Here is a 1,806-nt window from a genome sequence, read left to right as displayed (position 1 = left end):
GGCAGGACAGAGGGGGGTGTCTGGGCGCAGACCAGCATTCCGCTGATCTTTGCAGTTACTCTTCTCACCTTGTTTCCCCTCTCCACCTTCGCCGCCCCCACTGTCTGCCTGCCCGGCACCGAGAACTTCCCGCCCTTCTACGACGACGCCACGCTGTTCAAGGATGCTATCGCCGGCGTCGCCGATGTCCCACCATCCAACCAGCGGCTGACCGGCATCACGGTGCCGCATCATCTGCTGGCCGCCGATCTGGTGGCACTGGGTTTCCGGGCGGCGTCCGGCTTCCGCTACAAGCGCATCGTCATCCTGTCGCCGGACCATTTCCACAAGACGCACAGACTGTACGCCACCTCGCTGCGCGGCTTCGATACCGTGCTTGGCCCAGTGGCGGCCGACACCGACGCCGTGCGGCGGCTTGAGACGAACAGCGACATGGTCGAGGAGTCCTGTCTGTTCGACAAGGAACATGGCGTACGCGCCATGTTGCCTTTCCTGCATCACTATTTCCCCGAAGCGAAAATCGTGCCCGTGGCAATGTCGGTCAAGGCGCGCCGCAGCGACTGGGACAGGCTGGCCGAGGCTCTCAAACCGATTGTCGACCAGGACACGCTGATCGTCGAATCCACCGACTTCTCGCACTATCTCCCGCAGCATGATTCCAGGCGCTTCGACCAGCAGTCCCTGAACATGCTGGCCGCCGGTTCGCTCGACGGCATATCAGCACTTCGCCAGCCCGATCATGCAGATTCCGTCGGTGCGCTCTATATCCAGACCAGGCTGCAGCGGGAATTGTTCGGCGCCCAGCCGCTGGTCGTCGCCAATGAGAACTCGCAGGAACACACGTCGGACTATGTCGAGCGGACCACCAGCTATGTGGTGGCGCTGTTCGGCGCCTTCGGCCCCGGCTTCAACAATCCGGCGCGGCCAAAGGACAGGATCTACTACCTCGCCGGCGACGTGAATTTCGGCCGCGCCATGAAGAAGATCCTGGTTCGCGACGGTGTTGCCGACCGGATCGTCGACAGCGTCCTGGCCCTGACCGGATCACGGCCGCTGATCGTCAACCTCGAAGGCGTCATCCTGCCCAACGTGCCGGAAGCGATCGACGACATGACGCTGGCGATGCCGCAAGGCCTGGCTGTCGACATGCTGAAGCGGCTGCATGTCGCCGGCGTCGGGCTCGCCAACAACCACGCCTATGATCTCGGACCGTCAGGCTATGCGGAGACGCTGCGCGCGCTGGATGAAGCCGGCATCCCGCATTTCGGCCAGGGCGAGACGCTGGCGCTTGCCGATCTCGATCTTGTCGGCCTGACCGACATCGACACCAACGGCTCCAAGAACACCGACCTTATCACCCCTGCCCTGCTCGACCGGCTGTTGCACGAGGATGCCGGGCGGCCGGTGGTCGCCTTCGTCCACTGGGGCCGCGAGTACAAGACCGGACCGTCGGAGCGTGAAGACATGCTTGCCGACCAGATGCGGCTGCGCGGCGCTTCAGCCATCGTCGGCGGCCACCCACATGTGTCGAGCGAAGCAATTGTCCCGCTGGCCGGCGGCGATGTGGCGGAGGTCTATTCGCTCGGCAATTTCCTGTTCGACCAGAGCGCCGAACGGTCGTCAGGATCGATGCTGGAACTGCGCGTCTTCGCCCAGGGCACCATCTTCACAAGACTTATTCCGCTGCCCAACTATTTCGAGATGGGCCGGAAATAGCGTTGCCTCAAAATAGGGTTTGCGTGACCAGGGTGTGCAGAGATTCAGGTCAGGCCGAGTCGAAAACGGCGGCTTCCGAGAACCGGAGCG

General features: G+C 63.1%; 1 protein-coding gene. It reads left to right on the top strand.

What is annotated here, in order from left to right; all coding sequences use genetic code 11:
* Window positions 1–69 precede the first annotated feature (69 nt).
* Window positions 70–1,716 (top strand): AmmeMemoRadiSam system protein B, encoded by a 1,647-nt coding sequence (amrB, locus tag FCU66_RS40260; protein WP_246094213.1) that lies wholly within the window; start codon window positions 70–72, stop codon window positions 1,714–1,716.
* The last annotated feature ends 90 nt before the right edge of the window (window positions 1,717–1,806 follow it).

Origin of the sequence: Mesorhizobium norvegicum, from assembly GCF_004919685.1 — a bacterium.
GTDB lineage: Bacteria > Pseudomonadota > Alphaproteobacteria > Rhizobiales > Rhizobiaceae > Mesorhizobium > Mesorhizobium norvegicum.
The sequence above is the reverse complement of the archived record's forward strand: the minus strand, read 5'-3'. Positions and strand labels throughout refer to the sequence as shown.